The organism is Mycolicibacterium sp. XJ870 (genome assembly GCF_053483975.1).
Genome location: NZ_JBEFTI010000008.1, coordinates 198,699 through 224,872, shown reverse-complemented (window position 1 = coordinate 224,872; position 26,174 = coordinate 198,699). Strand labels below are relative to the sequence as shown.

General features: G+C 66.8%; 27 protein-coding genes. 8 read left to right on the top strand and 19 right to left on the bottom strand.

Going from position 1 to position 26,174, the window contains the following annotated elements; all coding sequences use genetic code 11:
- The first annotated feature begins 41 nt into the window (after positions 1–41).
- On the top strand, positions 42–425 hold the full coding sequence (locus tag ABQF30_RS24670) for a VOC family protein (RefSeq protein WP_448468843.1): 384 nt from the start codon (positions 42–44) through the stop codon (positions 423–425).
- Here ABQF30_RS24670 and ABQF30_RS24665 read toward each other — a convergent pair.
- Together ABQF30_RS24665 and ABQF30_RS24660 are read right to left on the bottom strand one after the other, a co-directional pair.
- On the bottom strand, positions 403–1,053 hold the full coding sequence (locus tag ABQF30_RS24665) for a maleylpyruvate isomerase family mycothiol-dependent enzyme (RefSeq protein WP_448468743.1): 651 nt from the start codon (positions 1,051–1,053) through the stop codon (positions 403–405). The genes ABQF30_RS24670 and ABQF30_RS24665 overlap by 23 nt on opposite strands.
- Positions 1,040–1,942, bottom strand: coding sequence for an alpha/beta hydrolase (locus tag ABQF30_RS24660; RefSeq protein WP_448468741.1), 903 nt, complete (start codon positions 1,940–1,942; stop codon positions 1,040–1,042). Before ABQF30_RS24660 ends, ABQF30_RS24665 begins: the two co-directional genes overlap by 14 nt.
- A gap of 78 nt (positions 1,943–2,020) precedes the next feature.
- On the opposite strand from ABQF30_RS24660, the gene ABQF30_RS24655 reads away from it, so the two are divergent.
- Positions 2,021–2,674, top strand: coding sequence for a TetR/AcrR family transcriptional regulator (locus tag ABQF30_RS24655; protein WP_448468739.1), 654 nt, complete (start codon positions 2,021–2,023; stop codon positions 2,672–2,674).
- Here the strand turns inward: ABQF30_RS24655 and ABQF30_RS24650 are convergent.
- Genes ABQF30_RS24650 through ABQF30_RS24640 form a run of 3 tightly spaced genes read right to left on the bottom strand, consistent with a single transcriptional unit; the run spans position 2,643 to position 4,423 of the window.
- Positions 2,643–3,113, bottom strand: a complete 471-nt coding sequence (locus ABQF30_RS24650; RefSeq protein WP_448468737.1) for an Rrf2 family transcriptional regulator — start codon at positions 3,111–3,113, stop codon at positions 2,643–2,645. The two genes, ABQF30_RS24655 and ABQF30_RS24650, sit on opposite strands and share 32 nt — an antisense overlap.
- Before the next feature lie 41 nt (positions 3,114–3,154).
- Positions 3,155–3,820, bottom strand: coding sequence for a pyridoxamine 5'-phosphate oxidase family protein (locus tag ABQF30_RS24645; protein WP_448468735.1), 666 nt, complete (start codon positions 3,818–3,820; stop codon positions 3,155–3,157).
- Between the two features lie 6 nt (positions 3,821–3,826).
- Positions 3,827–4,423 carry a cysteine hydrolase family protein gene (locus ABQF30_RS24640; RefSeq protein WP_448468733.1) on the bottom strand — a complete coding sequence of 199 codons (597 nt, stop codon included), beginning with the start codon at positions 4,421–4,423 and terminating at the stop codon, positions 3,827–3,829.
- 44 nt (positions 4,424–4,467) lie between these two features.
- On the opposite strand from ABQF30_RS24640, the gene ABQF30_RS24635 reads away from it, so the two are divergent.
- Positions 4,468–4,917 (top strand): hypothetical protein, encoded by a 450-nt coding sequence (locus ABQF30_RS24635; RefSeq protein ID WP_448468731.1) that lies wholly within the window; start codon positions 4,468–4,470, stop codon positions 4,915–4,917.
- A 7-nt stretch (positions 4,918–4,924) separates the two neighbouring features.
- On the opposite strand, the gene ABQF30_RS24630 is transcribed toward ABQF30_RS24635, so the two are convergent.
- The 6 genes from ABQF30_RS24630 to ABQF30_RS24605 all read right to left on the bottom strand — a co-directional run bounded on the left by ABQF30_RS24630 (position 4,925) and on the right by ABQF30_RS24605 (position 12,065).
- Positions 4,925–5,665: a 3'(2'),5'-bisphosphate nucleotidase CysQ gene (locus tag ABQF30_RS24630; RefSeq protein ID WP_448468729.1), complete on the bottom strand. Its 741-nt coding sequence runs from the start codon at positions 5,663–5,665 to the stop codon at positions 4,925–4,927.
- Positions 5,662–7,506 carry a sulfate adenylyltransferase subunit CysN gene (cysC, locus tag ABQF30_RS24625; protein ID WP_448468727.1) on the bottom strand — a complete coding sequence of 615 codons (1,845 nt, stop codon included), beginning with the start codon at positions 7,504–7,506 and terminating at the stop codon, positions 5,662–5,664. The genes ABQF30_RS24630 and cysC overlap by 4 nt, the downstream gene beginning before the upstream one ends.
- A complete protein-coding gene (gene cysD, locus ABQF30_RS24620; RefSeq protein ID WP_448468725.1) occupies positions 7,506–8,444 on the bottom strand; it encodes a sulfate adenylyltransferase subunit CysD in 939 nt (312 codons plus the stop codon). Before cysD ends, cysC begins: the two co-directional genes overlap by 1 nt.
- Before the next feature lie 94 nt (positions 8,445–8,538).
- Complete coding sequence (locus ABQF30_RS24615; RefSeq protein ID WP_448468723.1) at positions 8,539–9,870, bottom strand: MFS transporter; 1,332 nt, start codon at positions 9,868–9,870, stop codon at positions 8,539–8,541.
- A 69-nt stretch (positions 9,871–9,939) separates the two neighbouring features.
- Complete coding sequence (locus ABQF30_RS24610) at positions 9,940–10,872, bottom strand: phosphotransferase family protein (RefSeq protein WP_448468721.1); 933 nt, start codon at positions 10,870–10,872, stop codon at positions 9,940–9,942.
- Between the two features lie 77 nt (positions 10,873–10,949).
- Positions 10,950–12,065 carry an Rv3169 family protein gene (locus ABQF30_RS24605; RefSeq protein ID WP_448468719.1) on the bottom strand — a complete coding sequence of 372 codons (1,116 nt, stop codon included), beginning with the start codon at positions 12,063–12,065 and terminating at the stop codon, positions 10,950–10,952.
- A gap of 73 nt (positions 12,066–12,138) precedes the next feature.
- Here ABQF30_RS24605 and ABQF30_RS24600 point away from each other — a divergent pair, with 73 nt between their 5' ends.
- Both ABQF30_RS24600 and ABQF30_RS24595 read left to right on the top strand, forming a co-directional pair.
- The gene (locus ABQF30_RS24600; RefSeq protein WP_448468717.1) at positions 12,139–12,711 is read left to right on the top strand and encodes a TetR/AcrR family transcriptional regulator; all 573 of its coding nucleotides are present in this window, start codon (positions 12,139–12,141) and stop codon (positions 12,709–12,711) included.
- 53 nt (positions 12,712–12,764) lie between these two features.
- Entirely contained in the window at positions 12,765–13,151 is a 387-nt protein-coding gene (locus ABQF30_RS24595) for a PaaI family thioesterase (RefSeq protein ID WP_448468841.1), read from the top strand.
- A gap of 3 nt (positions 13,152–13,154) precedes the next feature.
- Here the strand turns inward: ABQF30_RS24595 and ABQF30_RS24590 are convergent, their stop codons facing one another.
- The 8 genes from ABQF30_RS24590 to ABQF30_RS24555 all read right to left on the bottom strand — a co-directional run bounded on the left by ABQF30_RS24590 (position 13,155) and on the right by ABQF30_RS24555 (position 22,141).
- The gene (locus ABQF30_RS24590) at positions 13,155–13,646 is read right to left on the bottom strand and encodes a beta-class carbonic anhydrase (protein WP_448468715.1); all 492 of its coding nucleotides are present in this window, start codon (positions 13,644–13,646) and stop codon (positions 13,155–13,157) included.
- A 189-nt stretch (positions 13,647–13,835) separates the two neighbouring features.
- Complete coding sequence (locus ABQF30_RS24585) at positions 13,836–15,776, bottom strand: glycosyltransferase family 39 protein (RefSeq protein WP_448468713.1); 1,941 nt, start codon at positions 15,774–15,776, stop codon at positions 13,836–13,838.
- A 24-nt stretch (positions 15,777–15,800) separates the two neighbouring features.
- Entirely contained in the window at positions 15,801–17,060 is a 1,260-nt protein-coding gene (locus ABQF30_RS24580) for a bifunctional glycosyltransferase family 2/GtrA family protein (protein ID WP_448468711.1), read from the bottom strand.
- A 55-nt stretch (positions 17,061–17,115) separates the two neighbouring features.
- A complete protein-coding gene (locus ABQF30_RS24575; protein ID WP_448468839.1) occupies positions 17,116–18,909 on the bottom strand; it encodes an ArnT family glycosyltransferase in 1,794 nt (597 codons plus the stop codon).
- 79 nt (positions 18,910–18,988) lie between these two features.
- Positions 18,989–20,623 carry a sensor histidine kinase gene (locus ABQF30_RS24570; RefSeq protein WP_448468709.1) on the bottom strand — a complete coding sequence of 545 codons (1,635 nt, stop codon included), beginning with the start codon at positions 20,621–20,623 and terminating at the stop codon, positions 18,989–18,991.
- Complete coding sequence (locus ABQF30_RS24565) at positions 20,601–21,305, bottom strand: response regulator transcription factor (protein WP_448468838.1); 705 nt, start codon at positions 21,303–21,305, stop codon at positions 20,601–20,603. The genes ABQF30_RS24570 and ABQF30_RS24565 overlap by 23 nt, the downstream gene beginning before the upstream one ends.
- A 181-nt stretch (positions 21,306–21,486) precedes the next feature.
- Entirely contained in the window at positions 21,487–21,807 is a 321-nt protein-coding gene (locus ABQF30_RS24560; RefSeq protein ID WP_448468707.1) for a hypothetical protein, read from the bottom strand.
- A gap of 79 nt (positions 21,808–21,886) precedes the next feature.
- The gene (locus ABQF30_RS24555) at positions 21,887–22,141 is read right to left on the bottom strand and encodes a hypothetical protein (protein WP_448468705.1); all 255 of its coding nucleotides are present in this window, start codon (positions 22,139–22,141) and stop codon (positions 21,887–21,889) included.
- Positions 22,142–22,413: 272 nt separating this feature from the next.
- Between ABQF30_RS24555 and ABQF30_RS24550 the strand changes: the two genes are divergently transcribed.
- Genes ABQF30_RS24550 through ABQF30_RS24540 form a run of 3 tightly spaced genes read left to right on the top strand, consistent with a single transcriptional unit; the run spans position 22,414 to position 26,146 of the window.
- On the top strand, positions 22,414–23,391 hold the full coding sequence (locus ABQF30_RS24550) for an oligopeptide ABC transporter permease OppB (RefSeq protein ID WP_448468703.1): 978 nt from the start codon (positions 22,414–22,416) through the stop codon (positions 23,389–23,391).
- A complete protein-coding gene (locus tag ABQF30_RS24545; RefSeq protein ID WP_448468701.1) occupies positions 23,388–24,311 on the top strand; it encodes an oligopeptide ABC transporter permease OppC in 924 nt (307 codons plus the stop codon). The genes ABQF30_RS24550 and ABQF30_RS24545 overlap by 4 nt, the downstream gene beginning before the upstream one ends.
- Positions 24,308–26,146 carry an oligopeptide ABC transporter ATP-binding protein OppD gene (locus tag ABQF30_RS24540; protein ID WP_448468699.1) on the top strand — a complete coding sequence of 613 codons (1,839 nt, stop codon included), beginning with the start codon at positions 24,308–24,310 and terminating at the stop codon, positions 26,144–26,146. Before ABQF30_RS24545 ends, ABQF30_RS24540 begins: the two co-directional genes overlap by 4 nt.
- Positions 26,147–26,174: the final 28 nt, after the last annotated feature.

The following is a 26,174-nucleotide window of genomic DNA, read 5'->3' as shown; positions in this document are numbered from 1 at the left end:
CCGTTGCCGATCACATCCCACAGCGGGTTTACTGGATCCACATGGCCATCACCTTCAACCACACCATCGTCGCCGCCAGGGATCGGCAAGAGTCTGCGGACTTCTTCACCGAACTTTTCGGCCTGCCCAGCCCGCAGGAATTCGGACCGTTTCTCGCGGTGACACTCAACCACGGCGTCAGCCTGGACTACGCCCAAGTCGCCCCCGGCGCGGAGATTCACCCCCAGCACTACGCATTCCTGGTGTCCGAGGCTGAATTCGACGCGATCTACGACAAAATCCACGAGCGGGGCCTGCAGCACTGGGCAGATCCGCATCAGACGCGGCCCGGCGAGATCAACCACAACGACGGCGGCCGCGGCGTGTACTTTCCGGACCCCTCCGGGCATTACCTGGAGATCATCACCCGACCGTACGGCGGCTGAGCACCCGCCGCGAGAGCAGTTCGACGCCCGCACCGCGCAGCCGTGGGAGCATCTTGGCGCGGTTCCCCAGCACTGAGACCAAATCCGCCGCACGGCCCTCCACCAGCGGGCCGCCGTTGCCGTGCGTCCAATCCGCGTCGGTGGCCACCAGCCTCAGCCCACGACTGTTGCGGAATGCCGGGACGAACGGATTCGGCAGGGATACTTGGGTATTGAGCACCCCGACGAGAACTTCGGCGGGAATCCGAGGTTCCCGATCCAGGGCGTAGAGGATGTCGAGTTCGTGCGTGACGTGGTCGCCGACCAGCAGCCGGCGCGGGAAGTACCGGCCCATACCTGACGGTCGGACCATGAACCCGCGGAAGTCTGCCAGCAGATCGTCGGGACTGCGGGTGGCGGCCAGCGTCCGGGCCAGCGCAGTGTTGGCGGGGTCGAAGCCCCGCCGGCGATACATCTGCATGGCGAAAGTGCCGACACCGCAGCTATATCCGACCACCAGGTGGGCGAGCACCTCGTGGTTGGTCCACTCCGCGCACAGGCTGGGCGCCGCCCACTCCTCGGGCTCCAGCGTCGCGGCAACAGCGGCGAACCGGGTGTCATTGGCCCGCAACACCTCACGCGTCGACACTGAGATGCTCCTTGAGGAAGTCGGTCTGATCCGCCAGTGCCCGGGTGACCAGTGGCGGGTGATAGATCGCGAAATGGTCGGAATCATAGTGCCGGGCCACACCATTGGGTGCACTTAGCGCTATCTGCTCGGCGTGGCGGGGATCCATCAGATTCTCCCGCTCGCACACGCAGACCAGCAGGGGTGCGCGCACCCGCCGTGCCTGCCGCAGCGCCGAACCCGCCACGATGCCGATGGCGTCGGCTGCCACGAGGCGGTTGTCGAAGGCGGCCCCGAACGGCACGGTGGAGTTCCAGCCGGCTTCGGCTCCCGGCGCGGTGACCAGTGCATATCCCCCGGGCGGCCCGACAATCGGTACGTAGCGACGCCGCCGGCGGAACAGCGCGCGCAGCGAGTCCTCGACGATCGCCGGCGCCAGGCGTAGCGGACCGATAAGCCCGAGGCTGCGCGCAGCGCCCGGGCCGTGCACGATTGGACACTGCACGACGGTGGCGGCGACATCGGTCCGCTCGGCGGCCACCCGAACCGCGTTCATCGCGCCGAGGCTGGTCCCCCACAGAGCCAGCCGACTGGCGTCGACATCAGCACAAGTGCGCAGGTGGTTCAACGCCGCATGCACGTCCCGGCATTGCCGTCGTATCGAAATGCGTTGTCGTGGCATGCCTTCCGACGCGCCGGTGTGGCGGTAGTCGAACGCGAGGGTGGCGATGCCCGAAGCCGCGAAATGTTGCTCGTACTGCCCCAGCATCATGTCGTGCGTAGCACCGAGACCATGGGCCAGTACGACGGCCGGGTGCGGCCCAGGCGTCGTGGGCAGTGTCAGCCAGGCTGCGCACTCCGCGGTTCCGGACATGAAACTGACGCGGCTGGTGGGTATGACGACCGACATTCCGACCTCCAATATAAGTACGATGTACGTATTGGCTACACTTCATTACGTACGCCGTACTTGTCAAGGGGTCCTCAGATGCGCGCACGCTTCACGGTCGACGAAATCGCCTCGGCAGCATTGGAAATCGTTGACCGATCCGGACCGGCCGCGCTGAGCATGCGAGCGCTGGGCAGTGCATTGGGCACCGGCCCGATGACGATGTACAACTACGTCGCCGACAAAGAGGCGCTGGAGGAACTGGTGGTGGCCGCGGTGGTCGCCGAGATCACCGTGCCCGGCGCCACCGGCGACTGGCAGGTCGACGTGCACTCGATCGCCACGGCGATGTGGCGGGGCGTGCGGGCCCATCCGGCCGCCGTCCCATTGGTGCTGACGCGCCGGATGTCCTCGGCGACCGGCTTCGCGATCGCCGACGCGCTGGTGGCCGCGCTCGGTCGTGCCGGCCTGTCCGACAGCGACCGGCTTTCGGCCTTCCACGCGGTGCTGGGCCTGGTCACCGGATCCGCGCAAGCCGAACTTGCCGGCCCTTTGACTGGTGGCGCTCCCGAGGCTGCCGCGCGGATCGGATCGGTCGCGGGCGCCGAGTACCCGCATATCGAAGCGCTGTCACACGTGGCTGCGCGGACGTCGGTCACCGACGACTTCGACGGCGCGCTGCGGATGCTGATCGACGGCATCGCACTGCGCGGCGGTGCAACTAGCCGTGTCCGCGCTGCTCTTCCTGATTGATGTAGGCACCCGCCAGCTTCGCGACGTGGGGGGGCAACTTGCCGCGGGCCACGTCGGCCAGGCTGGTCTCCTCCAGCACCGAGCGCATGCTGGCCCGCAGTGCGCGCCAGACGTCGGTCAACGCTGCGGTCGGGCCGGAGTACGGCAGATCCCCCAGCCCGATGTCACGCACGCTGGCGAGCGGCCCGTCGATGCAGCGCAGCACGTCAGCGATGCTGATGTCGGCGGCCGGACGGGCCAGTTCATACCCGCCGTCTCGACCGCGATGGCTGCGGACCAGCCGATCTGTCCGCAGGTCGGAGAGGATATCGACGAGAAACTGCGCCGGGATGCCCTGCGCCTTGGCCAGGTCGTCGGTTTTCACCAGGCCGCCATCGCCAACAGTGGCCAGTTGGACCATGGCGCGGACGGCATATTCCGCCTTCGCCGACATCCGCATGCTGTGGATTGTGCCAGCCGGACAATTCGGGTGCGGTCGCCCTACCGCTCCGGCGTGTTCCGTAGGTGTCCTGCCATGGCGCGCACCGACGGCGGTACCGGTGTCCCCGGCGTGACATCCGGAGCCTGCTGCGGAGTCCCGTACTGCACCGTCAACGGCACAACACCGGCCCACCCGCCCGCGGCGATGTCCTCGTCCGCGTCCTCGGGCCAGCCGTCGCTGATCTTCAGCGACCAATTGTCGGCACCGATGGGCAGCCGCATCGCCACGGTGGCGGCGAGCTCTTTGCGGGTGCTTGCCCGCAGTTCGGCCGTCCGCCCGGGAATGAAACTGTCGGTGAGGGTCTGGAGGTAGCGGTTCTTGTCGTCCTCGGCGATGGGCTCGAACGATCCGAACAGCACCGCGCTGCGATAGCGGAACGACGATTCGAAGCTGCTGCGCGCCACCACCACAGCGTCGAGCGCGGTCACCGAGACCGCGGCAGACGCACCGGCCGCCAGGGCCCGCAGCCACGGCGATCCGGTCGAGCCGTGAATCACCAATTCGTCTCCGACGCGGGCGAATCCGGTCGGGAAGACCACCGGATGGCCGTCGCGCACCAACGCTATGGTGGCCAGCGGCGTGCTGTCCAGCAGCTCGTCGAGCTGACGGCGCTCGGTGCTCTGCTTCTCGTCAAGTCTCGTGATACGTGTGGAGGGGTGGGTCATGCGGTATCAGTCCGGGATGCTGCCCGCGTCCGGCACGACGATGGCGAACAGGTCGGCCATCGCGGCCAGGCTCGCGGACTGCATCGCCGGGGCAGGTACCGGAGCCCCATCCGGTCCGGCCAGGGTGCGCGTTGCGGTGGCGGCGGCCACCACCGTGGGCGCATAGCCGAGGTTGAAGGCGCCGCGAGCGGTGGAATTCACGCACATGTGCGTCATGAACCCCGCCAGCACCAGGTGCGACGCGTTCACCTCTTGTAGCCGCTGTTGAAGGTCGGTCTGCACGAACGAGTTCGGGAAGTTCTTCACCACAACGGGTTCGCCTTCGCGGGGTGCCACCGCGGCGACGATGGCCCCGCTCTCGCCGTCGACGTCGTAGAGCGATCCCGGCCCATCGGAGTGCTGGATGTGGATGATCGGGATGCCGGCCGTGCGGGCCCGGTCGAGCAGTTGAGCCGTCTCATCCAGAGCGGCCTGCACCCCTTCGAGCTCCAAGGCGCCCTGGGTGTAGGTGTTCTGGCAGTCGATGAGGACCAGGGCGGATTCGGCAAGGCCGACCGGCGCGGCTGGCAGGCCTGCGAGTTCGCGCAGCGTAGGACGGGTCATGCCGGTCAGCGTACTGGCCCGCGCCGACGCCGTAGTCTGCATTGGTGTCGATCCGGGATTGGTCGAGCGCCAAGGTCAGGCTCGTCATGCTTGCGATCGCCGCGCCCTTCATGACGATCTGGGTGATCGTCGGCTACGCGCAGGAGTCGAGCGGCCAGAACCCGGATTGTGCGCATGCGGATACCGCGGCCCGACACTGGGCAGTGGTCATTCCCGGCATCCACGCCGGGCTGGCGGGCGGTGCCGAAACCCCGAACCTCTCCCGCGACACGGCCGACGCCGCCGACGCAATCCGCGGCGAGGCTGACTCGATCACGGACTCGACGTTGAAAACCAAGGTGCTGGCGCTGGCCACCGCGCTGGACCGGGTCAGCCGAGGCAACCCGAGCAGTCCACCGAACGGCTTCCCGGACAAGGACTACATGGGCGGCATGCAGGGTGCGACATCGGCACTGCACGACCTCAAGATCGCCTGTCCGGACATCGGCGATTGACGCCGAGTTAGGTGGTGGCGGCCAGGACCCGCTCGGCAAGCTCGGGTCGGCACACCAGCAGATCGGGTAGCAGCGGATCGGCTGAGTTGTAGACCAGCGGCGAACCGTCGATCCGTGAGGTGTGCAGTCCGGCCGCCCTGGCCACCGCCACCGGGGCCGCCGAATCCCACTCGTACTGACCGCCGGCATGCACGTACACGTCGGCGACCCCGCGGATCACCGCAGCGACCTTCGCGCCCGCCGAACCCATTTCCACCAGAGTGCCGCCCAGCGCATCGCGCACCGCGAGCGCCACCGCGGGCGGCCTGGTCCGTGACACCACGATGCGCGGCGGGCCGTCGAAGGCGCGCGGCGCGGCCACCTCGGGGGTGGACAACGTGGTGTTCTGTGCGGGCAGCGCGATGGCTCCGGCGACGAGTGTGCCTGCGCTCCACAGGGCCACGTGCACGGCCCAGTCGTCGCGGCCGAGTTCGGAGAACTCCCGGGTCCCGTCGAGCGGGTCGACGATCCACACCCGCTCGGCATTGAACCTGGCCGGATCGGCTTTGTCTTTTTCGGACGCTTCCTCTGACAGAACCGCATCGCCGGGACGCGCGGCCGCCAGCTCAGCCATCAAGAAGTCGTGAGACTGCTTGTCCCCCTCGGCTTTCCGATCAGCTTCCGAGGCGTCGGCGAAGTCGGCGCGCACGTCGAGCAGCAGATCCCCGGCCCGCGTGGCCAGCCGGGCGGCCAGTTCGTGATCGTTCACCGGCGACTGTCCAACAGGTCGATCACCAGCTGTGCCAGCTCCTCGGGCGTGCGGTCCGGGGTGAGGCGCAGATCAGGGTTCTTCGGCCGCTGGTACGGGCTGTCGATCCCGGTGAAGTGGGTGATCTCACCGGAGCGCGCCTTGGCGTAGAGCCCCTTGGGATCACGGCGCTCGCAGTCCTCAAGCGGGGTGTCGCAGAACACCTCGAAGAAGTCGACGCCGCTTTCGGTCGCCACGCGCCGAGCCAGCTCGCGGTGCTCCTCCAACGGGCTGATCGCCGGAACCAGCACGACCTGGCCGGAATCGGCCAGCAGCGACGCGACATGAGCGAGCCTGCGCAGGTTCTCGGCCCGGTCGGCCATCGAGAATCCGAGGTCGGCATTCAAGCCGTGCCGCAGGTTGTCGCCGTCGAGTACGTAAGCGGCAACACCTCTTTCGAGCAGCTTCTGCTCGACCAGCATTGCCACCGACGACTTGCCGGAACCCGACAGCCCGGTGAACCACACCGTGCGGCCGCGGCTGAGCCGGTCTTGCGGCGTAACCAACGAATCGTGCCGCACCGTGTTCGGGCTCGCGGTCTCGTTGCGCGTATCACGCAGCACCATGCCCGCTCCGACGGTGCCGTTGGTGTTCGGGTCGATCAGAATGAACGACCCGGTGGTCGCGTTGCGGCTGTACTCGTCGAGCAGCAACGGCGCCTGGGTCCGCAATGAAACACGGCCCAGCTCATTGAGTTTGAGTGCAGTCGCGGTCTTGTCCCGATGCAGGGTGTTGACGTCCAGGCGGTAGTCCAGGCCGACGACCTTCACCCTCGTGGTGCGGGTGGTCTGCTTGATCAGGTACTCGCGACCGGGCTCCAGCGACGATTCGTCCGCCATCCAGCACACCGTGGCGTCGAAGTCCTGCACCACCCGGGGTTGGTTGTTGGGCCGCGCGATCATGTCGCCACGCGAGATGTCGATGTCGTCGGACAGACTGATCGACACCGCCATCGGTGGGAACGCCTCGTCGACAACGCCGCCGGGACCGTCGATCTGGGTGATCCGCGAGAGTTTCCCGGCCGGCAGCACGACCACGTCGTCACCGGGACGCAGCACCCCGCTGGCGACGGTGCCTGCATAGCTGCGATGGTCGGCATGCTCATGGGTCTGTGGCCGGATCACGTACTGCACCGGGAACCGGACGTCGACGAGATTGCGGTCCCCGGCGATGTACACGTCTTCGAGGTGGCTCAGCAGGGCCGGCCCGTCGTACCAGGGGGTCGCATCCGACTTCGTGACCACGTTGTCGCCGAGCAGCGCCGACAACGGAATCGTCGTCACATCATGGACGTCCAACCGCGCTGCAAACGCGTGGAACTCGTCGCGGATCGCCTCGAACTTCTCCTGGTTCCAGTCGATCAGGTCCATTTTGTTCACGGCCAGGACGATGTGCTGGATGCCCAGCAGGGAGGCCAGGAACGCGTGCCGGCGTGACTGTTCCAACAGTCCGTGCCGGGCATCGACGAGCACGATGGCCAGCTGCGCGGTGGACGTACCGGTCACCATGTTGCGGGTGTACTGCAGGTGCCCCGGGGTGTCGGCGATGATGAATTTGCGCTTGGCCGTGGCGAAATAGCGGTACGCGACGTCGATCGTGATGCCCTGCTCACGCTCGGCCCGCAGACCGTCGGTGACCAGCGCCAGGTCGGTGTAGTCGTGGCCACGTTCTTTGGAGGTCTGCTCGACGGCCGCGAGCTGATCCTCCATGACGGCCTTGCTGTCGAAGAGCAGCCGGCCGATGAGGGTGGATTTGCCGTCGTCGACAGATCCTGCGGTCGCGAGCCTCAGCAACGTGCTCATCAGAAATACCCCTCACGCTTACGGTCTTCCATGCCGGCCTCAGAGATCCGGTCGTCGGCGCGCGTCGCACCACGCTCGGTCAGCCGCGAGATCGCGGTCTCGGCGATCACCTCGGAAACCGTTGCGGCCGTTGACTCGACGCAACCGGTGCAGGTCACGTCGCCGACGGTGCGGAACCGCACCGACTTCTCGATGATCGGCTCCTCCTTGCGGGGCTGGAGATACTTGTGGACCGCGAGCAGCATGCCGTCACGCTCGAACACCTTGCGTTGGTGGGCGTAATAGATGCTCGGCAGCTTTATCTTCTCGGCGCCGATGTAGGACCAGATGTCGAACTCGGTCCAGTTGGAGATCGGGAACGCGCGGATGTGCTCACCCTTGTGATGACGTCCGTTGTACAGGTTCCACAGTTCGGGCCGCTGCGCCTTGGGGTCCCACTGGCCGAACTCGTCGCGGAAGCTGAACACCCGCTCCTTGGCGCGGGCCTTCTCCTCGTCGCGACGGGCACCGCCGAAAGCGGCGTCGAACTTGTTTTCCCGGATGGCGCGCAGCAGCGTGACGGTCTGCAACGGGTTGCGCGACGGGATCGTCTCGACCACCCGCCCGGCGTCGATGTCGTCCTGCACCTTGGCAACGACCAGCCGGACGCCGTGCTCGGCGACCAGTTCGTCGCGGGTCGAAATGACCTCGTCGAAGTTGTGTCCGGTGTCGACGTGCATGACCGGGAACGGCAGCCGCCCCGGCTTGAACGCCTTGATCGCCAGATGCAGCATGACGATGGAGTCCTTGCCGCCGGAGAACAACAGCACCGGCCGTTCGAACTCCGCGGCGACCTCGCGGATGATGTGGATGGCCTCGGCCTCCAACGAGCGCAGATGACTCAGCTCGTAGTGGCCTGAGTGGTCGGACTGCTTCTCGGGTGTCTCAGCTGTGGTCACTACTTCCCCATTAAGTTGGTAGGAATGGCCAAAATTGCAAGCATGGCCTGAAATCTAACCGGCGAGCCGTTTCGGTGTCAACGTGGCGATGTCCTCATCTATGCCCGCTGACGTGCGCACCCGCGCTACGGGGCAGCCGCAGGGTCTCGATCAGGGTCACCGCGAGCAGTGCGCCGAGCACCAGGTACGTCGACGAATAGGAGGTCAACTGACTGAGCAGCAGCGCCGCCACCGCGATGCCGAGGCCGGCGGCGAGTTCCTGCACCGTCGCATTCAAGGTGTTGGCGTGGGTCAGCTGGCCAGTGTCCACATCAGAGAAGGCCAGGCTGTTGTAGGCGGTGAACCCGATGGACCGCAGCGCACCGCTGAGGTAGAGGACGACGACCATCACCGCGACAGGCAGCCCGGGCTGCAGCAGGGCCAACAGGCCGAAGCAGCCGACCGAGGCCACCCCGTTGACCAACAGCACGCCGCGGATGCCGAACCGGCGCATCACTGGCGTGGTGGCCGGCTTGATCGTCAGATTGCCCGCGAACAGCGCGGCCACCATGAGGCCCGCGGCGAACGGAGTCCAGCCGAACTCCAACTGGAACTGCAGCGGCAGCAGAAACGGCACCGCGGTGATCGCCAACCGGTACAGCGACCCAGCCTGCACGGTGATGCGTAGGGTGCGCACGCGCAGCACACGCAACTGCACCAGCGGCGCGGCCGCGGTGAGCAGTCGCCACAGGGCACCACCCAGCAGGATCACCGCGGCCGCACCGCACGAACCGACCAGCAGCCAGTCGGTGCCGGCCACCCGGATGTTCTCCAGCGCGATGAGCGCCGCAGCAATCCCGGAGCCGAGCGCCAGCAGGCCGGGCCAATCCAGCGATCGGGGCGATGGGTTGGGCGCACCGCGAACGAGCCGCAGTGCGAACAGAATTCCGATCAGCCCGATCGGAATGTTCACCGCGAAAATCCACCGCCAACTGCCCAGCGTCGCGATCGCGCCGCCCAGTACCGGCGCCAGCACGGGCGCAGCCAGCGCGGGCCAGGTCAGCAGCGCGATGGCCCGCACAAGATCCGACTTGTCGCTGTAGCGCAACACCGCCAAGCGCCCGACGGGCACCATCATCGCGCCGCCAACCCCTTGCAGCACCCGCATGCCGACCAGCATCGGCAGCGAGACGCTGAGCGCACACCCCACCGAGGCCAGGGTGAACACCGCGATCGCGGCGATGAACACCCGTCGGATGCCGAACCGGTCGGCCAGCCATCCGCTTACCGGGATCAGCACCGCCACGGTGACCAGGTAGGCCGAGATCGCCACGTTGACGTCGACGGCGTCAACCTCGAACGACGATGCGATCAGCGGGATCGCGGGGGTGATGATCGTCGCGTCGAGGATCTCCATGAAGAATGCGCCGGCAACCAAGAGCGCCATTCCCCGTGGGAAGGGGGGACGCTCGGCTGCGGACATCCCGGGAAATCTAATGCAGCAGGCGGGTCACCCTCAGCTTCCGAGCACGAAGTCGATGCGCCGGGCGCAAACATCGGCCAGGTCGACGCCGGGGATGTCGAACCTGCGATTGAGCCGGACCATGGCGACCGCCAGCAAAAGCGGCGCGGTGACGTCACCGAACGCGATGTTGCCGATCTGATGGCCCACCGCACACTCGTAACGGTCGATGGTCTCCGCCCGGCTCGGGGTGCCCGGCGCCGGCGCGTTGTCGGGCAGCGGGCTGCTCACCCAGTCGGTCATGAGCAGCCAGCTGATGTCGGCGGCCGGGTCGCCCAGATAGGCGATCTCCCAGTCGAGTGCCGCGACCGGCGACAGGTCCGGCCGATACAGCACATTCGACATCCGGCTGTCGCCCCAGCACAATCCGACCCGCTCCGGGGTGTAGAGGTGCGCGTCCAGCCAGTTCAGGGCTTTGGTGAGCGTGGGGTGGATCGGCTTGTCGCCGTACGCCCAGTTGATCGCGTAGCGCAAGAAGTCCACCAACGCGGTGGGCGTCGGGGTGCCGAGGAACCCTAACCGGTAGGCCTGCGGATCGAGCCGGTGCACCGCCGCGATCATGCCGACGCAGCCGTTCCACAGCGTGGCTCGGCCTGCGTCGTCGGTCTCCGCGTAGATTCCGGCCTCGTGGTACGGCGGCACGTCACTGACGCCGACCACGTCGTCGATGCGGTCCATCACCAGGTACTGGGTGCCCACTGCGTCGCCGGTGGCATCGATCCAGCGCACCGTGGGAACCGGAATAGGCGAGGCGGCAAGCCTTTCCATGACGAGATACTGCCGACGCAGGTCGTAATCTGGCAGGATCTGAAACTCGGGAGGCCGACGGAACACCAGGCCGTGCGTCGCTCCGTCATCGAGACCCTCCAAGTCGAACAGGAAGGTCTCGGTGGAGAAGCCACCCGGGCTGGGCGTCCAATTCGTCACACGGGCCTGCGACGCTCCGGTAACCCGTTGCCGCGCAATGCTTTCGAGAGCTGCAGGCAGCTCCTCTGCCGGGAGCCTCACCAGCCGGTGTATCCGTAGCGCGGGTATGCCCCGACGAACACCATCTCGACCAAGCCGTGCCCTGTTTTGCCGTTCATCTTGACCTCGCACAAGGTCTCCGAGAGGAAGCTGACGGGTTTGACGACATCGAGGTCGTTGATGTCGGCCGTGAACCCGTCGATGAAATCGGTTCCGCGCCAATGCCCGGACGCGTATCCCTTGACCTCCATGTAGCCGGCGAGCCCCGGCCAGAAGTCGGTGATCGGCGTTACCTCGATGGTGCTGGTGGTCCGGTCACCCCGATGCACGGTAAAGGTGCCACCGCTGATCACGCGTAGGTCGTCGCGGAATTTCAAATCGTGCTCGACGTCGATGATGGCGCCCGCCGGACGGTCGGTGTGGATCGGGTACAGAACCTCACCCTCGAATTGCCACCGCTCCCCCGTGCTCGTCTCGCGCTGGGCGAAATGCACCAGCTCGTCCTCGAATTCGAAGATGCCCATGTAGTAGAGCGTGCCCTCCGGGATCTCCTGGGGCTGCAGATTCGCACCTTCCGACAAGCTGCCGCCGCCGGGGCCATTGCGCACGCCCCACGAGTGGTCACGGCCGAACCACCAACGGGACGAGTCGATCTCGATGCGCTCGCCGTCGATCTCGATCCAGCCCTCCAGGTCCCCGTTCTGGTAGAACCGGCGCGCGTCCTCACTGACGCGACCGCGGCTGCGGTGGAACGCGGGAGTCTGCTCGTAGGCCGGAAATTGGCCCCGTAGCCGAAGATCCAGGCTGACGCCCTGATCGTTGGGCTCCAGCACGGCCCGTACCGTCCGCAGTGGTTCCTCGATGCTGTAGGTGTACGGCCCGACGGTATAGCTGCCGAGCGCGCCGGCCTGCGGGTTGAGTTCTGTCGACATGCGCACCACGCGCGCCTCGCCGCTGCGCTTGGTGATCATCACGTACGCGTCGGTGACATTGCGGTTGGGGTAGCGCGCCAGGCCGGTCATCACGTTGATGTCGCCCGAGCGGTCGAATCCGTACATGACGATGCGTTCGGTCCATCGCAGATCGGATTGGGCGACGTGGTCGAACGTGGTCGGCAACTGATGGCACAGCAGTTCGTCGTGTGGGGTGAGCATCGCGATCCTTCCGGTAATTACGTTATGTGCCGTAACGTAACAGGCGTGAGCCGATGAGGATAGGTTTTTGAACATGACCATCGCCGCCGGGCGGCCCCGCGACCCCGCCAAGGATGTCGCCGTGCTGACGGCCGCCCGGGAACTCCTGGTCGAGGAGGGCTACCAGGGCACCACGGTGCTGGCGATCGCCCGGCGCGCCGGTGTCGGCGCGCCGACCATCTACCGACGCTGGCCCACCAAGGAGGCCCTGGTCGAGGACGCGGCGTTCGGACACAGCGACCAGTTGCCCGTGCCTACCCCGACCGGCGATCTGCGCGCGGATCTGCGCGGCTGGGTCGCGATGTTCCTGGACTGGCTCGCCGACCCGGTGACCCGGGCAGCCCTGCCCGGCCTGCTCACGGCTTATCACCGCGACGAATCGATCTACGAACGGCTCGTGCTGCGCGCGGAGACCGATGTGCGCGCACTGATGGTCGACCTGCTCGACGGCGACGCTGCGCGGGCCGAGACCGTGTTCGATTTCCTCCGGGCCACCACTGTGGTGCGCGCCATGACCTGGGGCCTGACCGACCGCGACGAATTCTGCGACCGCACCGCCGACGCACTGGCCGCCCTGGCCCGCTCCGATTACCCCGTAGGTAATTGAAACGCCGATCGCCGGTCAGCAGACTTCGGGCTATGACTCAGACCGGCGCCGAGGTGATGGCGCAGTTCATCCCGCAATCACCGTTCGTTTCGAAGCTCGGGATCGTGCCCGAACGTCTCGACGGCGAGGTCCGGCTGCGGCTGCCGTGGGATCCGTCGAACGTCACGCTCGCCGACATGGTGCACGGCGGTGCGATCGCCGCCCTGGCCGACGTCACGGTGATGGCCGCTGCTTGGGCCGACGCCGAGGTGCCGGATTCCCTTCGCGGCGTTACGGTGTCGATGACGCTGCAGTACCTGGCGCCGGCGCGGGCCACCGACCTCGTCGGTGTCGGACGCGTGCTGCGGCGCGGCAAGTCGCTGGTGATTTGCGACGTGGACATCGTCACGCCGTCCGGTGAACCGGTCGCCAAAGCGATCGCGACCTACAAGATCGGCTGAGCGCTACAGCGTGACCTCGTTGAGCTTGCCGGTGGCGACGTCAAAGACGAAGCCGCGCAATGATTCATGCTTGGTGACGAACGGGCTGGCCTCGATGCGGCGCATGGACTGCCGGACGTCCTCGTCCAGATCCTGAAACGCCTCCGCTGCCCACTCGGGCTTGAGCCCCGTATCGTCCTGGATCTGCTGTTTGAACCCGTCGTCGGTGAAGGTCAGCATGCCGCAGTCGGTGTGGTGGATCAGGATGATCTCCTTGGTGCCCAACAGCCGCTGGCTGACGGCCAGGGACCGGATCTCGTCGTCGGTGATGACACCGCCGGCGTTGCGGATGACATGCGCCTCACCGTCGGCCAGGCCGAGGATCCGATACACGTCCATCCTGGCATCCATGCACGCCACCACCGCGACGTGCTTGCTGGGCGGCAGCGGCAACGGTCCAGTGAAGGCCTTGGCGTACTCCGCGTTGTTGGCCAAGTATTGATCGGTGACAGACATGGGCGGAGATTAACCCCTTCACGCCCATACGTCACGGTTCAGAATCAGGAAGCCACCGAACAGCTATCCGGGGGCTGCGCCCCGTGGTGGAGGATGAAAATTGTGTCGATGTGCGGATTCATCCGCGGCTCGCCGATGCGCGCGGATCAAACCGCACACTCGGCGCCGGTCGTCATCGCCGCAACAGGATCAGGCGCGCGGTTCCTGCAGATCGTAGACCGCGGTACCTCCGACCTCGGTTTTAGTGAAAGTCTGCTTCACCCAGTTGGTGATCGCAGTGCCGCTGCTGTTCTGGTCGCGGGGCGGGCCGGGCGGGCCACCGCGCTCACCTTCCGAGCGGTCCAGGAAATAGCGGACCTCGCCGTTCGCGACATACTGCTGGAATTGCGCCAGGGTGGGCGAATTGTCACCTCCGGTGAACCCGCCGATCGCCATGAGTGATTCACCTGTCTTGAGCTCCAGGTCGCTGACCAACATCGAGCCCACACTGGCTGCTGCCCAACGGTTGTCGGCGCCCGCGATGAGATCGGCCAGCGCCGGGTCATCCGCGCGCCCAAATCCGGGCGGTGGACCACCCGGACCGCCTGGGCCACCCGGGCCACCCGGGCCCCCGAAGCCGAAGCCCTCGTCGCGTTGCGGACCCGACGTCGCCATCGGACCGCTGCCGCCCCCGTGTCGCACCGTCTCGATCGAGTAGGCCGCGGTCGCGCCCAGCCCGAATACCGCTGCCGCCAAGGCCAGGACGGCCGTCGCCCGGCCCGACCGGTGCGCACCTACGGCCAGCGCCACAGCGACGAGGATCGAGCCGATGAGCACGATCCAGCGCAATGCCGGCAGCCAGTCGGGGGTGCGGTTCAGCAGGACGAAAGCCCACGCTCCGGTGCCGGCCATCATCACAGCCAGCACCAGACGTGCGCCGAGTTGCCCACGCACCCGCCACAACTCGGCCACCGAGATGCCCACGAGTGCCGCGATGGCCGGGGCCAGCGCCACGGTGTAGTACGGGTGAATGGTGCCGTCCATGAAGCTGAACACGGCTCCGGTCACCAGCAGCCAGCCACCCCACATCAGCAGGCCGGCGCGCGGACCCGAAGTACGCGGGGTGCGCCGCGTCAGCCACAGCGCGGCGACCAGACCGATGAGCGCGGCGGGCAGCAACCAGGATGCCTCGGTACCCATGGACAGCCCGAACAACCGGCCGATGCCTGACTCACCGCCGAAGAACAGGTTGGGCCCGCCGCCACCGGGCCCGTGGCCGGGGCCGCCGCCAGGCTGATTGTTCCCGACGATGCGGTCGATCCCGTTGTATCCGAATGCCAGCTGCAGCAGGCTGTTGTCGGTCGACCCGGCGATGTAGGGCCGCGAGTCTGCCGGCCACAGCGCCACCAGCGCGAGGTACCACCCGGCCGACACGACCATCGCGAGACCGCCCACCAAAACCATGCCCACGCGCTTCCACACGGAGGCAACAGGCACGGCGACCAGCACGACCAGCGCCAGACCCGGAATGACCAGGAAGGCCTGCAACATCTTGGTCAGGAACGCGAAACCCAATGCGCACCCGGCCAACCCGACCCACAGCGTGCTGGTTCTGGCCGAGACGTCACCGATGGCCCGCACGATGCAGTAGGCCGCAACCACCAGCAGCAGCACCAGCAGTGCGTCGGGATTGTTGTAGCGGAACATCGACGTGGCCACCGGGGTCAGCGCCAACACCGCTCCCGCGATCAAGCCGGCGGCAGGACCGCTCGTCCGCCGCACGGCGGCGTACAGGATGGCAACGGCGGCCACGCCCATCAGCGCTTGCGGCAGCAGCATGGTGAACTCGTTGAAGCCGAACACCCTGCCCGACAAACCCATTGCCCACATCGTGGCCGGCGGCTTGTCCACCGTGATGGCATTGCCGGCATCCAACGACCCGAACAGCCAGGCCTTCCACGACTGCGTTCCGGCCTGCGCCGCGGCGGCGTAGTAACTGTTGGCCCATCCCGAGGATCCCAGCCCCCACAGGTACAGCACGGCAGTGCCGGTCAGTAGCGCCCAGTAGGCGGGCCACTCCCAGCGCGGCTGGGCATGGGGTGGTGTGGACACCGCGGCGGTGCCCGCGCCGACGTCAGCGATGGTCGTCATATCTGCAGTCTTTCGGGTCGGAGTTCAGCGTCGCGTGCGGGACGGATGGAAAACCCAGCCGCGCAACAACACGAAGCGCACGATCGTGGCCGCGAGGTTCGCCGCCACCAGCACGCCGAGTTCGAAGCCACCGTGCGGTTGGGGAGTGACCGCGTGCAGCAGGCCCAGTGAGCCGCTGGTGATGGTCAGCGCGATCGCGAAGACGGTCAGCCCTTCCAGATGATGGCGGGTGACGCTTCCGGCCCCGGCGATGCCGAACGTGAACCGCCGGTTGGCGGCGGTGTTGCCGATCGCGGTCAGCAGCAGCGCCACCAGGTTCGCGGCCTGCGCGCCGAGTCCGGACCGCAGCGCCACGAACAGCACGAGGTAGGCCAGGGTGGACACCACGCCGACTGCCCCGAACCGCACAACCTGCCTCAACAACGACCTGGGTGCGGCCGACTTTCGTGACGAACCGAGTTGAGCGGCAATGGTATTGACCGGAATCGAACCGTTGGCGAATCCGCGCAACAACCGGCCGATGCCCTTGAGGTCGGCGGTTGCGGTGGCAACGATGTCCACCCGGCTGTCGGGATCGTCGACCCAGTCGACGGGAACTTCATGGATACGCAGACCACTGCGTTCGGCCAGCACCAGCAACTCGGTGTCGAAGAACCAGCCGGTGTCGGTGACATGCGGCAGCAGCCGCTCGGCCACGTCGGCGCGGATCGCCTTGAATCCGCACTGGGCGTCGGAGAACCGGGCCGCCAACGTGGACTTCAGGATGAAGTTGTAACAGCGGGAGAGGAACTCACGCTTGGCGCCGCGAATCACGCGCGAGCCGCGGCCCAGCCGGGTGCCGATCGCCAGATCCGAGTGACCGGAGATCAGCGGGGCCACCAGCGGCGCCAGCGCCGTCAGGTCGGTCGACAGATCCACGTCCATGTACGCCAGCACCGGAGCATCCGAGGTGGACCACACGGCGTGCAGGGCACGGCCACGGCCCTTCTCTTCCAACCGGACCACCCGCACGTTGTCCAGTTCCGCGGCAAGCTCGGCGGCGATGCGTGCGGTGGCGTCGACGCTGGCGTTGTCCGCGATGGTGATGCGGGCCGGCAGCGGGAAGTTGTCCTGCAGATAGCGGTGCAACCCGCGTACCGAATGTGCCAGCGCCGCTTCCTCGTTGTACACCGGCACGACCACATCGAGAACCGGGACTCCGGATGCGCGGGCGGCCAGCGCGGCGTTGGGCCGCGAGGCGAAGCGGAACCGATCGGTGTCGGGTGGCGTAGCGGTCTCTGTCATGTCTCCATGCTTGTTCGGTGGCTTGTGATCGGCGTGGGGCGAAACTGTGCGCCTGCTATGTGTTCGGCGCACGCTGCGTCAGGTCGTAGACGGTGACGTTGTCGACCGTGATGGGGGCGAAATGGGATTCGACCCATTGGGTGATCTCGGCGGATTCCCGGCTGCCGCTCGGCGTGTGCCCACCGAATCCGCCCATCATCATCCGGCTGCTGATGAAGTAGTGGATCTGCCCCTCTGCGACATAGTGCCTGAACTCGTCGAGGGTGGGCGCCGGGTCTGTGCCGTTGAAGCCGCCGACCGCCATGATCGGCGCGTCAGTGGCCAATTGGTAACCGGCGGCATTGCTGGATCCCACTACGGCCGCCGCCCAGATGTACTTCTCGGCATCAGTGGCCAGCGTCGCCGTCAGCAACTCGCCGGGATCCGGCGCCGCGAACGGGCCGCCGAACCCTCCACGTGATGGGCCGACCGACGGTATCGCTCCGCTGTGCGGGCCTGCCGCTGTGGCAACGGAGATCGCGGCAGGTCCGGCCAAGCAGACCAGTACGGCCAGCCCGGCCACCGCTCGCGCCGCCGGACGGTCCAACCGCCCGACCACAAGCAAGAGCACTGCCGCGCCCACTCCCCCGACCACCACCACAGCACGGAGTCCGGGCATCCAGTCGTGGCGGCCCAACAGCATCGCCGCCAGGATCGCGGTCACCAGCACAGCTCCCGACATCGCGGTCGCGGCCCGAATATCCTTGCGACGCTGCCACAGCAGCGTCGCACCGATGCCGATGACCGCGCCGATTGCGGGAGCCAGCGCCACGGTGTAGTACGGGTGCACGATGCCGTTCATGAAGCTGAAGACCACCGCGGTGATCAGGAGCCAGCCGCCCCACAGGATGAATGCGGCGCGGGTGCGGTCGGTGCGCGGCGCGCGACGGGTGACGTAAAGCCCGGCCACCAAGCAGATCAGCGCGGCGGGTAACAGCCAGGCGATGTCGGCGCCCATTTGCGAGCCGAACAGCCGACCTGCCCCGACGTCGAAGTTCAGATTGCCCAGCCCGCCGGTCTCTTCACCGGTGAGCCGACCGAAACCGTTGTAGCCCAGGGCCAGTTCGACGATGCTGTCGTTCTGTGATCCGCCGATGTACGGCCGCGCCGACGACGGCCACAGCTCGACCAGCAGCAGATACCATCCGCCGCTGACCAGCAGCGCGGCGCCCGCCGCGACGAGGTCAAGGATCCGTTTGCCGACTGGACGGTCCCCGGCCACCAGCGCTGCCGCGGCGAACGCCGGCAACACGAGGAACGCCTGCAGCATCTTGGCCAGGAAACCGAACCCGACGGCCGTACCCGCTGCGACGAACCACCAACGGCTGGCATCTTTCTCGATCCCGCGCTGCACGCAGTAGGCGGCGATGACGAGCATCAGCACCAGAAGCGCGTCGGGATTGTTGAACCGGAAGATCAACGCCGCCACCGGCGTCAGTGCCAGCACCGCACCTGCCAACAACGCGGCGGTAGGCCCGCTCGCGCGACGAACCGCGGCGTACAGCACCGCAACCGAGGCGACCCCCATCAGGGCCTGCGGCACCAGCACACTCCACGGGTTCAGGCCGAAGAGCCGCACCGAGATGTCGATGATCCACAGGGCGGCAGGGGTTTTGTCCACGGTGATCGCATTGGCCGGGTCGCTGGACCCGAACAACATCGCCGTCCAGTCTTGCGCCCCAGCTTGGGCCGCTGCCGAGTAGAAGGCATTGGCCCATCCGCTGATCGACAGGTTCCAGAGGTACAGCGCCGCCGTGCCGGCCAACAGCACTCCGAGCGCCACCCGGTGCGAGCAGACAGAGAATCGCATTACCGGCGCGGGTTTTGTGCGAGTCTGCGACTGCTCGGCAGGGAGAACCAGGGTCACCTGTCCATCGTCGCTGCGGCGACTAGGTGCCCGATTTGTCCAAACTGTGTGTGCGCTGTGAGCCGGGCAGGCGCACCACGAACTCCGTAGCACCGGGGACGCTGTGCACGTCGATGGTCCCGCTATGGGCCTTGACGACCGCCGCGACGATCGCGAGCCCCAGCCCGGTGCTGCCCTCGCGCCGCGACCGCGACGAGTCGCCGCGGGCAAACCGCTCGAACACGTTGGGCAGCAAAGCCTCTGGAATACCGGGGCCGTCGTCGGCGACGGTCACGGTGACGGTGTCCGTGTCGTCAGCGCTCAACGCCACCGTCACCGACGTACCCGGTGGGGTGTGGGTGCGCGCATTGGCCAGCAGGTTGGCCAGGACCTGATGCAACCTGGCCCCGTCCCCGTCGATGACCACTGGATGCTCGGGCAGGTCAAGCGCCCACTGGTGATCCGGTCCGGCGATGTGCGCGTCGCTCACCGTGTCCACGATCAACCGGGACAGATCCACCGGCTCGCGGTCCAGCGGCCGCCCGGCGTCCAGCCGGGCAAGCAACAGCATGTCCTCGACCAGCTGCGTCATCCGCGCCGTTTCGGACTCGACCCGGCTCATCGCGTGGGCGACATCGCCGGGCAGATCGTCGCGTTTACGCTGCGCCAACTCGGTGTAGCCGCGGATGGCGGCCAACGGCGTGCGCAACTCGTGGCTGGCGTCCGCGACGAACTGGCGCACCCGGGTCTCGCTGGCATGCCGGGCGGACAGTGCGCTGGAGATCCGGTCGAGCATCCGGTTCAGCGAGGTGCCGAGCTGGCCGACCTCGGTGTGCGCGGCGGCCGGGTCGACCCGCACGATGGGCGTGGGCAAGCGGACCTCACCGCGGTCGAGTTCGAGATTGGCGACATCTCGGGCGGCCGCGGAAACCCTTGACAGCGGGGCGAGTTGACGCCGGATGATGAGGATGCCCCCGGTGGTCGCTGCGATCAGCGCAATCACCGCCAGGATGCAGAACATGCCGAGCACCCAAAGCAGCGTGTCGTCCACCACCGCGGTCGGCAGGCCGGTCACGATCGTCTGCGGGCCGCCGTGCCGTGGGTGAACGCCGATCACCCGGTACCGGCCGAGCCCATCGAGGTCGACCGTCTCCGGCACGCGGTTCGCCGGAATCTGAGCGAGCTGGTCGGCCGCGGCTGCGCTGACCTCCTCGCGATCGCCGTCAGCGGTGATCACGCCGGCGTCGACCGGCCGGCCCGGCGCGATGACCGCGCCGACAGTGCGCGCGGCCTGACCCGGTGCGTTGAGGAATCCAGGCCCGGGCCCCTGTTCGGGGTCGAAAATCACTCGGTAGCGGCCGTGGCGTGTCGGGCCGGTCGGGGGCCCCGTTTCCGGTCCGATCATCACCGGCGGGGGGAAGCCCATCGGCGGGGGTGGCAGTTCGAAGATCGCGGCCGAGCGGCGGCCCGCTTCGACCAGCTGATCGTCCAGCTGATTCATCAGAAAGCGTTGCAGTGCAAACTCGGTCGCCAGGCCGATGCTTGCGCACACCACCGCGAGCAGCGCGACCTGTGTCACCACAAGCCGGGCACGCAACGTCCAGGTGCGCGGCGCCCACCACTTGGTCCCCTTGGTAATCGGCCCGCCGTGCGCGTCAGCGCGGGGGTCGAAGGACATACCCCGCACCGCGCAACGTGTGGATCATCGGTTCGCGACCGCTGTCGATTTTCTTGCGCAGGTACGAGACGTACAACTCCACGATGTTGGAGCGGCCGCCGAAGTCGTAGCTCCACACGCGATCGAGGATCTGGGCCTTGCTCAGCACCCGCTTGGCGTTGCGCATCATGAATCGCAACAGCTCGAATTCCGTCGCGGTCAGGGTGATCTCATCCCCGCCGCGAGTCACTTCATGACTGTCCTCATCGAGCACAAGATCGCCGACGACGATCTTGGCGCCGCCGTCGGCGCTGGCGACCCCGGTGCGTCGCAGGAGGGCCCGCAACCGCAGCACTACCTCTTCGATGCTGAACGGCTTGGTGACGTAGTCGTCGCCGCCCGCGGTGAGCCCGGCGATGCGATCCTCGACCGAGTCCTTGGCGGTCAGCAGCAGCAACGGCAGTCCGGGGATCTGCGCGCGCAGCTTGTGCAACACGTCCAGGCCGCTCATATCGGGCAGCATGACGTCGAGCACGACGACGTCCGGCGGGTTCTCCCTCGCCAAGGCGATCGCAGTGGCACCGTCCCCGGCGGTGGCGATGTCCCAGCCCTCGTACCGCAGCGCCATCGAAACAAGCTCCGCCAGTACGGGCTCGTCATCGACCACCAGGACCTGGATGGGGTTGCCGTCGGCGCGGCGCATGACTGCGCGTCCGGACTCCGTGTCGGTTACCACGGCGCCCATTATTCGCCCGCCCGATAGGGCCTGCCTGTGCGGTTTCTATGTGCCGGCTGTGAGAAAGATGGGACGTCCCTCGACACAGCGACGGCACAACCGGCTCACAGCAAACTCAGTGCAGCCGTCCGAGTGTACGGCTGGCGGTCTAGCCCATTCCGTAACCGTCGGGCAGCTCAACCTCAACGGGAGGCGTCGCCACCGAAGTCTCCAACTCACTGGGAGCTGTTGTCTCCGTTACAGTCTCGCCAATCTCACCGCCCGGCTCAGCGCCGAGGGCCGGTGTTTGACCCAGCACTGCGCCGAATGCGCCCATCGCCACCACCGCGGCAGCGCCGGCACCGGCCAGCACAAGCTTGTATTGCTTTTTGTGTTGTTCTCCGGTCACCTTGACCACCCCATTCTTGGCTCGGGTCAGGGCCTCCCGTTCAGCGGGTAGGCCCGTCGAACAGTTCACGACTGAACGCATTTCCCCCGTGCGCTCGGGCGTCACCATAAGCAGCTTGTGGCGAGCCTGTCCACCGCAGACCAAACCTCAGATCAGGCGATCAGTGCGGCACAGCAAACCCGGACGGCGTGGTCACGCTGATCGGCGGGGTGGCCATCGACGTTTCGGGTGAGGTCGGCGGCGTCGTCTGCGTGATGGTCTCACCTGTGGTGATTGCCGGCGGCTCCACATTGTTCTGTGCCCCCGCCAGGCCTTCACTCATACCGAGACCCACCACCGCCATCGCTAACCCCGCGGCGGCTCCCACACCTGCGGCTGCAAGTTTCAGTTGTTGACGGTTCTTCTCCGAATCCACCTGTTCACCTCCGGTGTCCTCTCGGTTTCAGCTCTGCTCTGTCGGGTAGCCGCAACAGCCCGAGGCGAAACCGCTGATCGGCCATTTCCTCGGGTCGCTGCAGACGTTCACGATCGAGATACTGCAGGTCGAATCGAGTAAACGCGGCATTCCTATGTGCAGGCTGGTTCTGCGCTGGCAATTGCCCGGCACGCCAGAACCCCCACATGACAGCTGTGAAGTCCGTCCTCTTCTACCCTGTCTCCCATGCAGCACCCGGCGGGACCGACCGTATGACGCGTTTCCTCGCGCGCCGGCTGCTCAACTACATCGTGCTGCTGGCGCTGGCATCGTTTCTTACGTTCACCCTGACCTCGCTGGCCTTCGAACCTCTCGACAGCCTGCTTCAGCGCAATCCCAGGCCACCCCAATCCACGATCGACGCGAAAGCCGCCGAACTCGGACTCGACAAGCCCATCCCCATCCGGTACCTCGACTGGACATCCGGAGCGATCCGCGGCGACTTCGGCACCACGGTGGCCGGCCAGCCGGTGGGCGACGAATTGTGGCGACGTATCGGCGTCAGCCTGCGGTTGTTGATCATCGGTTCCGTGCTGGGCACCATCATCGGCGTCGTCGTCGGGGCCTGGGGCGCCATCCGGCAGTACCGCCTATCCGACCGGGTCATCACCGTGCTGTCCCTGCTCGTGCTGAGCACTCCGACGTTCGTGATCGCCAACATGCTGATCCTGGGCGCGCTCAATGTGAACTCCGTATTGGGCGTCCAGTTGTTCGAGTACACAGGCGAAACCTCCCCCGACACCGTGGGCGGTTGGTGGAATCAGTTCGCCGACCGGATCCAGCACCTTGTGCTGCCGACCATCACGCTGGCGTTGGCAGCGATCGCCGGCTACAGCCGGTATCAGCGCAATGCCATGCTCGACGTGCTCGGCCAGGACTTCATCCGCACTGCCAGGGCCAAAGGCCTGACGCGGCGACAGGCACTGTTCAAGCACGGCCTGCGCACCGCGCTCATCCCGATGGCCACCCTGTTCGCCTACGGGGTCGCCGGCCTCGTCACCGGGGCGGTGTTCGTCGAGAAGATTTTCGGCTGGCACGGCATGGGCGAATGGGTGGTGCAGGGCATCGCGACTCAGGACACCAACATCATCGCCGCCATCACGGTGTTCACCGGCACCGTGGTACTGCTCGCCGGGCTGCTGTCCGACGTGATCTATGCGGCGCTCGATCCGAGGGTGAGAGTGCGATGAGCGACGCATCTACCACCTCCGCACAGTCGGGTCTGCACACCGAGGAGTTCGCCACCCGGCGCACCCTGGTGTGGCGCCGCTTTCTGCGCAACAAACCCGCAGTGGTGTCTCTGGTGCTGCTGGTCCTGATGTTCGTCAGCTGCTATGCCCTGCCGTTGCTGCTGCCCTACAGCTACACCGATCTCGACTATTACGCCTTGCAGCAGCCACCGACCGTCCGGCATTGGTTCGGCACCAATGCGCTCGGCCAGGACATCCTGGCCCAAACTCTGCGCGGGATGCAGAAATCCATGTTGATCGGTGTGTGCGTGGCGTTCATCTCGACGGTCATCGCGGCCACCGTCGGATCGATCGCCGGATACTTCGGCGGCTGGCGCGACCGGAGCTTGATGTGGATCGTCGACGTGTTGTTGGTGGTGCCCAGCTTCATCCTGATCGCGATCGTGACGCCACGGCTGAGCCAATCCGACCGCGTCTTCTGGTTGATCATCCTGTTGTCGGCCTTCAGCTGGATGATCAGCTCTCGCATTGTGCGCGGCATGACCATGAGCCTGCGCGAGCGCGAATTCGTCGTGGCTGCACGGTATATGGGTGTGAGCAACTGGCGGATCATCGTGCGCCACATCGTGCCCAACGTGGCGTCCCTGCTGATCATCGACACCGCACTCAACGTCGGCCTGGCAATTCTGGCCGAAACCGGTTTGAGCTTCCTGGGTTTCGGTATCCAGCCGCCCGACGTATCGCTGGGCACGCTGATCGCCGACGGCACGAAGTCGGCTACGACGTTCCCCTGGGTATTCCTGTTCCCGGCCGGGGTGCTCGTGCTGATCATCTTGTGCGCCAACCTGGTCGGTGATGGCCTGCGGGACGCGCTCGATCCGGGCGCCGGCCAGCTGCGCCGGAGGAGGACCCGCAGATGACCCGACTCCTCGAGGTGACGGGCCTGCAGGTGGCGTTCCCCACCGACGCCGAGCCGGTGCACGCCGTGCGGGGCCTGGAATTTTACGTCGACGCCGGCGAGGTCGTCGCACTCGTAGGCGAATCCGGCGCAGGGAAGTCGGCCAGCGCCATGGCCGTCGTCGGGCTGCTGCCTGAGTTCGCCGAGGTTTCGGGATCGGTGCGGCTGCGCGGCGAGGAGCTGCTGGGATTGTCCGACCGGGAGATGTCCGCGTTGCGCGGCAACACGATCGGAACGGTTTTTCAGGACCCGATGTCCGCGCTGACCCCGGTCTACACCGTCGGCGACCAGATCGCCGAGGCGCTCCAAATCCACCACCGCGAACTGGGCCGCCGGACCGCCAGGGCGCGCGCTGTCGAACTGCTCGAGCTCGTCGGGATCGCGCAGCCCGAACAACGCGCCCGCGCCTTCCCCCATGAACTGTCCGGCGGCGAACGCCAGCGCGTGGTGATCGCCATCGCGATCGCCAACGATCCGGACCTACTGATCTGCGACGAGCCCACCACCGCACTGGATGTCACCGTGCAGGCCCAGATTCTCGAGGTGCTCAAGACGGCACGCGACGTGACCGGCGCCGGGGTGCTGATCATCACCCACGATCTGGGCGTGGTGGCCGAGTTCGCGAATCGGGCGCTGGTGATGTATGCCGGACGGGCCGTCGAGGATGCCCCTGTGGCCGAGCTGTACCGGGCAGCCCGAATGCCTTACACCGTCGGGCTTCTCGGCTCCGTCCCGCGGCTCGACGCGCCACAAGGCACCCGACTGGTTCCGATCCCCGGCTCACCACCGGCGCTGACCGCGATACCGCAGGGCTGCCCGTTCGTCCCACGGTGCCCGCTGTCGATCAGTGCATGCGAAGCCGCCGAACCCGAACTCATCGAACTGTCGCCGAATCACCACGCCGCGTGCATCCGCACCGACGAGGTGGCCCGGCACACCGCCGCCGAGATCTACGACGTCCCACCACCGCCCGCGGACGCCGAACCGGCTGCCGATGCCCCATTGGTCCTGCGCGTGCGCGACCTGGTAAAGACATACAAGCTGACCAAAGGTGTGGTGCTGCGCCGTCAGGTCGGCCAGGTCAAAGCGGTCGACAACGTCAGCTTCGAACTGCGGGGCGGCCGCACGCTGGGCATCGTCGGCGAATCCGGATCGGGCAAGTCCACCACGCTGCACCAGATCCTGGACCTGGCGGCGCCGCAATCCGGCACGATCGAAGTGCTCGGTGCCGACGTCGCCCAACTGGACCGCCGCTCCCGCAAAGCCCTTCGCACCGACCTGCAGATGGTGTTCCAGGACCCGGTGGCGTCCCTCGATCCGCGGCTACCGGTGTTCGATGTGCTGGCAGAGCCGTTGGCCGCCAACGGCTTCGACAAGTCGCAGGTAACCGACCGGGTGGCAGAACTGTTGGAGCTGGTGGGACTGCGCCGCACCGATGCCAGCCGCTACCCCGCCGAGTTTTCCGGCGGACAGAAGCAACGCATCGGCATCGCCCGCGCGCTGGCCACCCAACCCAAGATCATCGCGCTGGACGAACCGGTCTCGGCGCTCGACGTGTCGATCCAGGCAGGCATCATCAATCTGCTGCTCGATCTGCAGGACCGGTTCGGCTTGTCGTATTTGTTCGTCTCCCACGATCTGTCCGTCGTCAAGCATCTGGCCCACGACGTCGCGGTGATGTACAAGGGCGCGATCGTCGAACAGGGTTCGGGCGACGCCGTGTTCGTCAACCCCCAGCACGAATACACCCGCCGACTGCTGGCCGCGGTGCCACAACCCGAACCCAGAGACTCGTAGGTATTGCGCAGCCTCGGCTCGATTACCT

Excerpts from the sequence above, each read along its gene's own strand:
- ABQF30_RS24655 (WP_448468739.1), top strand. The coding sequence starts at position 2,021 with ATGCGCGCACGCTTCACGGTCGACGAAATCGCCTCGGCAGCATTGGAA.
- cysC (WP_448468727.1), bottom strand. The coding sequence starts at position 7,506 with ATGAGCACGTTGCTGAGGCTCGCGACCGCAGGATCTGTCGACGACGGC.
- ABQF30_RS24560 (WP_448468707.1), bottom strand. The coding sequence starts at position 21,807 with ATGCGTTCAGTCGTGAACTGTTCGACGGGCCTACCCGCTGAACGGGAG.
- ABQF30_RS24645 (WP_448468735.1), bottom strand. The coding sequence starts at position 3,820 with ATGACCCACCCCTCCACACGTATCACGAGACTTGACGAGAAGCAGAGC.
- ABQF30_RS24550 (WP_448468703.1), top strand. The coding sequence starts at position 22,414 with ATGACGCGTTTCCTCGCGCGCCGGCTGCTCAACTACATCGTGCTGCTG.
- ABQF30_RS24540 (WP_448468699.1), top strand. The coding sequence starts at position 24,308 with ATGACCCGACTCCTCGAGGTGACGGGCCTGCAGGTGGCGTTCCCCACC.
- ABQF30_RS24605 (WP_448468719.1), bottom strand. The coding sequence starts at position 12,065 with ATGCTCACCCCACACGACGAACTGCTGTGCCATCAGTTGCCGACCACG.
- ABQF30_RS24545 (WP_448468701.1), top strand. The coding sequence starts at position 23,388 with ATGAGCGACGCATCTACCACCTCCGCACAGTCGGGTCTGCACACCGAG.
- ABQF30_RS24575 (WP_448468839.1), bottom strand. The coding sequence starts at position 18,909 with ATGCGATTCTCTGTCTGCTCGCACCGGGTGGCGCTCGGAGTGCTGTTG.
- ABQF30_RS24570 (WP_448468709.1), bottom strand. The coding sequence starts at position 20,623 with ATGTCCTTCGACCCCCGCGCTGACGCGCACGGCGGGCCGATTACCAAG.
- ABQF30_RS24615 (WP_448468723.1), bottom strand. The coding sequence starts at position 9,870 with ATGGCGCTCTTGGTTGCCGGCGCATTCTTCATGGAGATCCTCGACGCG.
- ABQF30_RS24640 (WP_448468733.1), bottom strand. The coding sequence starts at position 4,423 with ATGACCCGTCCTACGCTGCGCGAACTCGCAGGCCTGCCAGCCGCGCCG.
- ABQF30_RS24670 (WP_448468843.1), top strand. The coding sequence starts at position 42 with ATGGCCATCACCTTCAACCACACCATCGTCGCCGCCAGGGATCGGCAA.
- ABQF30_RS24600 (WP_448468717.1), top strand. The coding sequence starts at position 12,139 with ATGACCATCGCCGCCGGGCGGCCCCGCGACCCCGCCAAGGATGTCGCC.
- ABQF30_RS24585 (WP_448468713.1), bottom strand. The coding sequence starts at position 15,776 with ATGACGACCATCGCTGACGTCGGCGCGGGCACCGCCGCGGTGTCCACA.
- ABQF30_RS24590 (WP_448468715.1), bottom strand. The coding sequence starts at position 13,646 with ATGTCTGTCACCGATCAATACTTGGCCAACAACGCGGAGTACGCCAAG.
- ABQF30_RS24660 (WP_448468741.1), bottom strand. The coding sequence starts at position 1,942 with ATGTCGGTCGTCATACCCACCAGCCGCGTCAGTTTCATGTCCGGAACC.
- ABQF30_RS24650 (WP_448468737.1), bottom strand. The coding sequence starts at position 3,113 with ATGCGGATGTCGGCGAAGGCGGAATATGCCGTCCGCGCCATGGTCCAA.
- ABQF30_RS24565 (WP_448468838.1), bottom strand. The coding sequence starts at position 21,305 with ATGCGCCGCGCCGACGGCAACCCCATCCAGGTCCTGGTGGTCGATGAC.
- ABQF30_RS24580 (WP_448468711.1), bottom strand. The coding sequence starts at position 17,060 with ATGACAGAGACCGCTACGCCACCCGACACCGATCGGTTCCGCTTCGCC.